Origin of the sequence: Streptomyces sp. NPDC094448 (assembly GCF_044763775.1) — a bacterium.
Lineage (GTDB): Bacteria > Actinomycetota > Actinomycetes > Streptomycetales > Streptomycetaceae > Streptomyces.
Genome location: NZ_JBIWGU010000016.1, coordinates 186,479 through 194,890 on the forward strand (window position 1 = coordinate 186,479; position 8,412 = coordinate 194,890).

Genomic DNA, 8,412 nt, shown 5'->3' on the forward strand with positions numbered 1-8,412 from the left:
GCGCCGGAGACGTACCACAGCACCGTGCCGGACGGTGTGCCCGGCACCCCGGACCCGGGGGAATCGAACAAGGGGTCACCCTGCCTGATCGACGACGAACGGAATCGGGACGACGGCCCGGCGCCGCGACTCCGCGCCGACGGGACGGCCTTGCGTACGGGGCCGTACGCCACTGGGTGGAAGGCTGTCCGGCGGCGGCCACTCGCAACCCTCCCCCGGTGCCGCCGGGGGTCAGGAACCCCCTCCCGCTCCAGGGGCGCCCGAGGCGCACTCCAGGGAGTGCGGCGGGTGCCGGCCGCCCCTACGGTGGAAGGATCCGGGCGGCTGTGACCCGGTGCGGAAGGCGGGCCGGACGATGGCGGGTCCACCCCGGCGGGAGCGCCGCCGACCGGTGATCACCGGGCGATACCGCGCGCCCGTTCGCGGGGCCCCCTTCGGGACGGGGGAGCGGCGGGAGCATGCTGGGGTCGAGACCCGGGCCGACCGGACCGGGCACACCGCACCGCGACCTTCTGGGGGACGTACATGCGCATCGCCCTGAGCCAGCTCACCACCGGCCCCGACCCCGCCCGCAACCTCGGTCTCGTCCGGGAGCAGACCCGGCTCGCCGCCGACGCCGGAGCCCGGCTCGTGGCCTTCCCCGAAGCCACCATGGCCTGCTTCGGCACCCGGCTGGCACCCGTCGCCGAACCCCTCGACGGCCCCTGGGCCACCGAGGTCCGGCAGATTGCCAAGGAGACCGGCGCGGTGATCGTCGCGGGCATGTTCACCCCCGCGGCCGACGGCAGGGTCACCAACACCCTGCTGGCGACCGGACCCGGTGTCGAGACCGCCTACGACAAGATCCATCTGTACGACGCCTTCGGCTTCACCGAGTCCGCCACCGTCGCCCCCGGATCGCGGATCGTCACCTTCGACCTCGAAGGCGTCCGGATCGGCCTCGCCACCTGCTACGACGTCCGCTTCCCCGAACTGTTCCGGGCCCATGCCGACGCCGGAGCCGTACTGTCCCTGCTGCCCGCGTCCTGGGGCGCGGGGGAGGGCAAGCGGGACCAGTGGGAGCTGCTGGTACGGGCCCGGGCCCTCGACGCCACCCTCTGGGTCGCGGCCGTCGACCAGGCCGACCCGGCCGCCACGGGAGCCCCGGCCGCCGCGGGGGCGCCCACGGGCATCGGCCACAGCGCCGTCGTCGGCCCCGACGGAACCGTACGGGAACGCCTGCCCGCCGCCCCCGGGCTGCTGATCGCCGATATCGACCCGGACGAGGTCGCCGCCGTCCGCCGGGCCGTACCCGTCCTCGCGAACCGCAGGCTCACCTAAGGGACCGGGCCGGGAGCCGGGCGCCGTGTGCTGGAGCGCTACCGCCGACCTCGTCGCCGGCACCGTGATCGGTGCCGTCGGCGCCGTCTGCGTCGTCCGGGCGCGCCGCGTCCGCGATCTGCCGCTCGCCGCGCTTCCGCTGCTGCTCGGCGCCCACCAGATCACCGAGGCGGTGCTCTGGCACGGCGGGGGCGGCAGCGGACCCGCCACCCTCGTCTGGGCGGTGATCGCCCTGCCGGTGCTGCCGCTGTACGTGCCTCTGGCGGTTGCTTCCGGCACCTGGCCCCCGCGCGGGCGGGTCGGCGTCCTGCGGCTCGCCGTGCCCTTGGCCGCGGGCGCCGTCACCGCCGCGGTCCTCGCCCGCCGGCTCACCGAGGCCACGGTCACCGCCGAGATCCACGGGCGGACCGTGGGCTACGCCGTGGGCCTGCCCGCCCCGGCAGCCGTCCTCGCGGGCTATCTGCTCGCGACCGTCGGCGCCCTGCTGCTGAGCGGCGACCGGACCCTGAGGCTGCTGGGCGGCGTCACCGGCGCCGGTGCCGTGGTCTGCGCCCTGCTGTGGCGTACCGCGTTCGTCTCCACCTGGTGCGCGCTGGCGGCGGTCGCCTCCCTGCTGATCCTGCGGTGGGTCGGCCGCGGTCCCCGGCCCGGAGCCCGATTGGCCTCGGGGCCCGGGGCGCGCAAGGCTGGAGACGAGAGTTCTCACGGGGCCGCTCCGGAGCCCTGACCGGCCCCGACCCGCTTCGGCCTGCCCTGACGGATCCGGACCGGGCCCGAGCTGACCCGACCCGGCCCGCACAGTCCCCCGGCCCACTCCCACCGGCCCCCACCGGCCCCGACAGAATCCGACAGCTCCGGACTGATTACCGATTCGACAGCTCCGACAGTACCGACAGCTCCGGACTGATTACCGATTCGACAGCCCCGACAGAATCCGACAGCAGAAGGGACCGCTGTGAACACCGCCGACCAGCACGCCGAACCCGTCGTGGTGACGATCAGCAACTCCGCCAAGGAGGACGCCCACGCCGTCTTCGAGGTACTCCGCCGCGCCTATGCCTGCGACCGTGAGGCCGGTGACCGGCCCGAGTACGTGTCCGAGGGCCACGCCACGGTCTGGACGGCGACCTTCGACGTCGCCACCGCACTCGCCCCGGCCGCCCCGGTACGGCTCACGGAGCCGGTGGAGGCCGAGATGCAGGGCGGCTACTGGGCCGTCGACCGGATGACCGAGACCCTGGCCGCCGCGTTCGAGGTGGAGCGGCGGGGCACCGCCGCGGGTGACCAGGAGAAGGACGTCCAGCTGCGGCTGCTGAGCCGTACCGGCTGATCGGCCGCACTCCGGCACCGCCCCGGGGCCCGGCCCCGGGCGGCCCGTGCCGCGTTGCGGGCGGGGCCGGACCGCGCGAGGGTCGAAGGGCCCCGCGGCCCGGTCGCGGCGGTACGCGCGCAGCCGTGCCCGGGAGATCCTGAAGGAGAGCCCCATGCCCATCGCCACGGTCAACCCCGCCACCGGGGAGACTCTCGGCACCTTCGACCCGATGGAGCCCGGCGAGGTCGAGCAGCGGATCGCCCTCGCCAGGGAGGCGTTCACCGGACAGCGGGTCACCGGTTTCGCCGACCGGGCCCGGCTGATGCTCCGCGCCGCCGAACTCCTCGACGAGGACGCCGAGCACATCGCCCGCACCATGACCACCGAGATGGGCAAACCTCTAGCCCAGGCACGGGCCGAGGCGGCCAAATGCGCGCGGACCATGCGCTGGTACGCCGCTCGGGCCGAGGAACTCCTCGCCGACGAGCACCCGGCCCCCACGGACGTCGCCGACTCGGGCGCCGCCCGGGTCGTGGTGCGCTACCGGCCCGTCGGTGTGGTCCTCGCCGTCATGCCGTGGAACTTCCCCCTCTGGCAGGTCGTACGGTTCGCCGCGCCCGCCCTGATGGCGGGGAACACCGCCCTGCTGAAACACGCCTCCAACGTGCCCCGGACGGCCCTGTACCTGGAGGAGCTGTTCCGGCGGGCCGGCTGGCCCGCGGGCTGCTTCCAGACCCTGCTGATCGGGGCGGGCGCCGTCGAAGCCGTCCTGCGCGACCCCCGGGTGGCCGCCGCCACCCTCACCGGCAGTGAGGCCGCCGGGCGGGCCGTCGCCGCCGTCGCGGGCGACGAGGTCAAGAAGACCGTCCTGGAGCTGGGCGGCAGCGACCCCTTCGTGGTGCTGCCCAGCGCCGATATCGCCCGTGCCGCCGACACCGCCGTCACCGCCCGGATCCAGAACAACGGCCAGTCCTGCATCGCCGCCAAACGGTTCATCGTGCACACCGACGTCCACGACGCCTTCTGCGAACGGTTCACCGCCCGGATGCGGGAGCTGATCGTGGGCAACCCCCTGGAAGAGAGCACCGACGTCGGGCCGGTCGCCACCGAACAGGGCCGGGCCGATCTCGAAGCCCTCGTCGCCGACGCCCTGTCCCTCGGGGCCCGCGCGCTGTGCGGCGCGGCCCGCCCGCCCGGCCGGGACCACGGCTGGTTCTACGAACCCACCGTCCTCACCGACGTCGGCCCGGACATGCGCATCCACCGGGAGGAGGCCTTCGGCCCCGTCGCCACCGTCTACCGGGCCCTTGATCTCGACCAGGCCATCGCCCTGGCCAACGACACTCCGTTCGGGCTGAGTTCGAGCGTCTGGACCCGGGACGAGCGCGAGACGGCCCGCTGCGCCCGCGAGATCGAAGCGGGCGGGGTCTTCTTCAACGGGATGACCGCGTCCCACCCCGCCTTCCCCTTCGGCGGCGTCAAACGCTCCGGATACGGCCGGGAGCTGTCCGGCCACGGCATCCGGGAGTTCTGCGAGGTCACGACGCTCTGGTACGGCCCCTGACCTCAGCCCGGCGCGGCAGGCACGAGGGCCCCGCCGCGGTGGCCGGTGCCGGAGGGGCGGCCCCCGGATCCACGGGCGGGCCGATCCGGGCATCCGGCCCGATCCGGGCGTCCGGGTCGATCCAGTGCACCGGCTGCGGGTCGAGGAAGGCCTCCGCGGGCGAGACGTGCCCACGGCGCGCCGCGGACGCCGGCTGCGGATCCCGGATCAGCGCCTCCGGCGGCAGCCCGCACGAGAACAGCAGCTCGGCGGTCTCCTGGACAAAGCCCCCGGGGCCGCAGAGGTAGACGGTCTCCCCGGCCCAGTCCCGGCGTCTGCGCAGCTGCTCGTGGAGCCGTTCGGCGGCCCCGATCAGGCCCTCGCCCTGTTCCTGGTACCACCAGTAGGCGCTCAGCCAGGGCCGGTCCCGCAACAGCCCGTCCAGGAAGGCCCCGTCGTAGAAGTGGGCCTCGCCCCGGGCCACCGCGTCCACCCGGATCCGGGGGGCCGGACGGCGGCGCAGCAGTTCGTCGAGGACGGGTTTGACCGGGGCCCAGCCCGTGCCCCCGGCGATCAGGGTGACGCCCGGGGTGCCGTGCGGCGGGGCGAGCGCGGAGCCCGACGCCGGGCCGAGCCGGAGCCGCCGGCCGGGCCGGGTCCTATCGCACAGCACCCCGCTGAGCAGCCCGCCGGGCACCCGGGCCACATGGAACTCCAGTACCCGTTCCCGTTCGTCCGCCGCCGAGACGCCCGCCAGCGAATAGGGCCGCCACACTCCGGGCAGATCCTGGTGCTCGACGGTCGCGTACTGCCCCGGAAGCCAGGGGTACGGTCTGCGGACGGCGGCCCGGATCACGGCTGTGTGGCCGCCGTGCAGCCGGTGCGAGACGACGGTGGCTTCCCAGCAGCCGGGCTCACCGGCCGCGACGGCGCGGCGGGCACCCGCGGTCATATGCGCGGCGATGCTCCGGTACGTCCGCTGCCAGGCCGCCTCCGTGGGCTCGTCCCAGGTGGCCGGGGAGTGCCGGCGCAGGGCGGCCACCAGACTCGCTCCGACGGCCGGGTAGTCCGCGTCGGCGACCCCGAATTTGAGGTGGTCCCGGCCGAGCCGTTCCAGCCGGGCCGGGAGTCCGGGGCGGCCTAACTGCTCCACGACCTGGGTGAGGGCGGCGAACAGCCGCTCGTACTGATCGTCCATCACCGCCGGGAACAGCGGACGCAGATGGGGGTGGTGGCGGAAGAGATGGGCGAAGAAGTACCGGACCACGTGTCCGGCCCGGCGTCTGACGCGTTCGAGGCTCGCCCGGACCACCTCGGCGTCGTCGGGGGGCTCCCCGCCGCCCGGCCCGTCGTCCGCCGCGGCACGGGGCGGGCCGCCGAAAGCGGCGCTGTCGTCGTCCATGTGGTTCCCCCCGGGGCCGCACATCCGCACGCCGCCCGGCGCGCGCGGGCGGCGCCGGGCCAGCGCACCGTATCAACCCCGGGGCCCCGAAGGGTGGTTGCGCGCTGCATTTGTTCCGGCCGGGACAGAATCCTTACATCCTGCGGCCCTCCGGCGGGTCAAGACGGTTACTCGCCGAAGCCGTCCGGTTTCCGCGGGTGTCCCACGGGAACCGGACGGGGCGCGACCGGTCGCGGAGCGACGGCTCAGATGCCCTGCCACGCGGGCTTGGCCGCGTAGGTGGCACGGAAGTAGTCGCCCAGCTTGAGCCGGGAGGCGGCGGCCTCGTCGGCGACGATCGTGGCGTGCGGGTGGAGCTGCAGCGCCGAAGCCGGGACCAGTGCGGACAGCGGCCCCTCGACGGCCAGCGCCACGGCGTCCGCCTTGGCCTCGCCGGTGGCCAGCAGCACCAGGTGCCGGGCCTCCAGGATGGTCCCGATCCCCTGCGTGATCACATGGTGCGGGACCTGGTCGATGCTGTCGAAGAAGCGCGCGTTGTCCTTGCGGGTCTGCTCGGTGAGCGTCTTGATGCGGGTGCGGGACGCCAGCGAAGAGCAGGGCTCGTTGAACCCGATGTGCCCGTCCGTGCCGATGCCGAGCAGCTGGAGGTCCACCCCGCCCGCCTCGGTCAGCGCGCTGTCGTAGGCGGCACAGGCGGCGGGCACGTCCTCGGCGCCGCCGTCGGGCCCCATGAAGGAGGCTTCGGAGAGCCCGAGGGGCTCCACGACCTCCCGCAGCACCACGGACCGGTAGGACTCGGGGTGCCCGGCGGGCAGCCCCACGTACTCGTCGAGCTGGCATATCCGGGCCCCGGACACATCCACCTCACCGGCCCGGACCTTGCCGGACAGCGCCTGGTAGACGGGCAGCGGCGTCGACCCGGTGGCGACCCCGAGAAGGGCGTCGGGCTTGCGCCGCAGCAGGGCGGCCATGGCTTCGGCGATGAGTTCGCCGCCTGCGGCGGCATCCGGAACGATGACAACTTCCACGGAAGTCCCTGTCTGTGTGTGCGCACGCTGGGTGGCAGTCGGTCGGCGCAATGGTGTAGACCAATCTACAGGTGTGGGGCGCCTCGTGTCTCGCCTCCGGTTCGGGGCAGGCACGCGCGCAGGCGCCTGAAGCCGCGGGGATGATGCTTCACCGGGCAAGGAGGGGAGCCCGGGAGGGGGTGCGGGGAGCTGCGCGACCGGCCTCCGACGGTGCGCGGTCGGCATACTGCGCCCGCCTCGGAGGCAGCTTGGGGGCGCGGGGAACTGCGCGATCAGCCACCGGTGGCCCGGGGTCGGCATACTGCGCCCGCCTCGCAGGGCGCTTCCCGCGGGCACCGCGAGGGGCGCGGGGAAACGGAGCGCCCGGCCACCGGCGGCCGCGGTGGGTGTAGGGCCCGGGCATGGGGGCGCGGGGAACGGCGCGATCAGCTCCCGGCGGCCCGGGGTCGGCATACTGCGCCCGCCTCGCAGGGCGCTTCCCGCGGGCACCGCGAGGGGCGCGGGGAACGGCGCGACGAGCCACCGGCGGCCCGCAGTCGGCACACCCCGCCCACCCGGCACCGCGCACCCCGAAGCCGGAGGCGCCCCCGCAGGGGAGAATGAGCGCGTGATCATTCGCTACCGGGTACTCGGGCCGGCCCGCGCCGTCCCGCCCGGCGCAGCCGCCGGCCCCGTCGTGCCCGGCGGACTCCGCGTGCGCGCCCTGCTCACCGCGCTCGCCGCCGCCGGGGGCCGCCCCGTGCCCCCGGCCGCGCTGGCCGCCCAGGTGTGGACCGGGGAGCCGCCCCGGGACCCGGCCGCCGCCCTCCAGGCGCTCGTCGGACGGCTGCGCAAGGCGATCGGCCGGGAAGCCGTGGAGCTGACCCCCGGCGGCTACCGGCTGGTCGCCGCCCGGGACGAGGTGGACCTCTTCCGGTTCGAGCGGCTCACCGCGGACGGCCTCGCCGTGCTGGACGCAGGGCCCCCGGCCGAAGCCGCCCGGCTCTTCGGGGAGGCCCTCGCGCTCTGGCAGGGACCGCCGCTCGCGGACCTCCCGGACGGGGAGCGCGACCCTCTCGCCGTACGCGCCCGGCAGTGCCACGCCGAAGCCCGCCGGGGCGCGGTCGCCGCCGCGCTCGCGCTCGGCCGGGCCGATGCCGCCCTCCCCGAGGCGGCCGCGCTGGCCGCCGCCGCGCCCCTCGACGAGCCGCTCCAGACGCTGTGGATCAGGGCGCTCGCCGCGAGCGGCCGCCAAGCCGCGGCACTGGCCGCCTACGAGGAGGTCCGGGTGCGCCTCGCGGAGCGGCTCGGCGCCGATCCCGGGGCCGGGCTGCGTGCGCTCCACGCCGAACTCCTCGCCGGCCCGCCCGGAGGCGGGGACGCTCCGCCCGTACCGGGAAACCTTCCCGCGCGTCTGACGTCGTTCGTGGGCCGCGGCGACGATCTCGCCGATGTGACGGCGGCCCTCTCGGTTCAGCGGCTGGTCACCCTCGTCGGTGCGGGCGGCGCGGGCAAGACCCGGCTGGCCCTGGAAGCCGCCGATACCGCAAGCACGACCGGCACAACCGGCACGACCGGTACGACGGGCGCGACCGGCGCCGCGTACCCGGACGGCGTGTGGATCGCCGAACTCGCCCCGGTGCGCGACGGCGGTACGGCCGTCCCCGATGCCGTCCTCGCGGCGCTCGGGGTCCGCGAACCTCCCCTGGCGGTACGGGCCCCGGGCCAGGCTCCCGATCCTCTGGAGCGGCTTGTGGAGCATTGCCGGTACCGGCGGATGCTGTTGATCGTGGACAACTGCGAGCATGTGGTGGACGCGGCGGCGGGG

General features: G+C 75.3%; 7 protein-coding genes. 5 read left to right on the forward strand and 2 right to left on the reverse strand.

Annotated features, from left to right (window positions below; all coding sequences use genetic code 11):
- The first annotated feature begins 525 nt into the window (after positions 1-525).
- The 4 genes from ACIQ9E_RS27610 to ACIQ9E_RS27625 all read left to right on the forward strand — a co-directional run bounded on the left by ACIQ9E_RS27610 (position 526) and on the right by ACIQ9E_RS27625 (position 4,196).
- Positions 526-1,320 (forward strand): carbon-nitrogen hydrolase family protein, encoded by a 795-nt coding sequence (locus ACIQ9E_RS27610; RefSeq protein WP_403711553.1) that lies wholly within the window; start codon positions 526-528, stop codon positions 1,318-1,320.
- Between the two features lie 25 nt (positions 1,321-1,345).
- Entirely contained in the window at positions 1,346-2,047 is a 702-nt protein-coding gene (locus tag ACIQ9E_RS27615; RefSeq protein ID WP_403711555.1) for a DUF6629 family protein, read from the forward strand.
- Positions 2,048-2,275: 228 nt separating this feature from the next.
- On the forward strand, positions 2,276-2,650 hold the full coding sequence (locus ACIQ9E_RS27620) for a hypothetical protein (RefSeq protein ID WP_403711557.1): 375 nt from the start codon (positions 2,276-2,278) through the stop codon (positions 2,648-2,650).
- A 154-nt stretch (positions 2,651-2,804) separates the two neighbouring features.
- Positions 2,805-4,196, forward strand: a complete 1,392-nt coding sequence (locus tag ACIQ9E_RS27625) for an NADP-dependent succinic semialdehyde dehydrogenase (protein ID WP_403711559.1) — start codon at positions 2,805-2,807, stop codon at positions 4,194-4,196.
- Here ACIQ9E_RS27625 and ACIQ9E_RS27630 read toward each other — a convergent pair.
- Both ACIQ9E_RS27630 and nagB read right to left on the reverse strand, forming a co-directional pair.
- The gene (locus ACIQ9E_RS27630; protein ID WP_403711561.1) at positions 4,171-5,577 is read right to left on the reverse strand and encodes a globin domain-containing protein; all 1,407 of its coding nucleotides are present in this window, start codon (positions 5,575-5,577) and stop codon (positions 4,171-4,173) included. The two genes, ACIQ9E_RS27625 and ACIQ9E_RS27630, sit on opposite strands and share 26 nt — an antisense overlap.
- A 245-nt stretch (positions 5,578-5,822) precedes the next feature.
- Positions 5,823-6,605 carry a glucosamine-6-phosphate deaminase gene (gene nagB, locus ACIQ9E_RS27635; RefSeq protein WP_403711563.1) on the reverse strand — a complete coding sequence of 261 codons (783 nt, stop codon included), beginning with the start codon at positions 6,603-6,605 and terminating at the stop codon, positions 5,823-5,825.
- Between the two features lie 607 nt (positions 6,606-7,212).
- On the opposite strand from nagB, the gene ACIQ9E_RS27640 reads away from it, so the two are divergent.
- The coding region (locus ACIQ9E_RS27640) for a BTAD domain-containing putative transcriptional regulator (RefSeq protein WP_403711565.1) at positions 7,213-8,412 on the forward strand (1,200 nt) is incomplete at its 3' end.

Coding starts and splice junctions, on each gene's coding strand:
- ACIQ9E_RS27610 (WP_403711553.1), top strand. CDS start 526: ATGCGCATCGCCCTGAGCCAGCTCACCACCGGCCCCGACCCCGCCCGC.
- ACIQ9E_RS27625 (WP_403711559.1), top strand. CDS start 2,805: ATGCCCATCGCCACGGTCAACCCCGCCACCGGGGAGACTCTCGGCACC.
- ACIQ9E_RS27630 (WP_403711561.1), bottom strand. CDS start 5,577: ATGGACGACGACAGCGCCGCTTTCGGCGGCCCGCCCCGTGCCGCGGCG.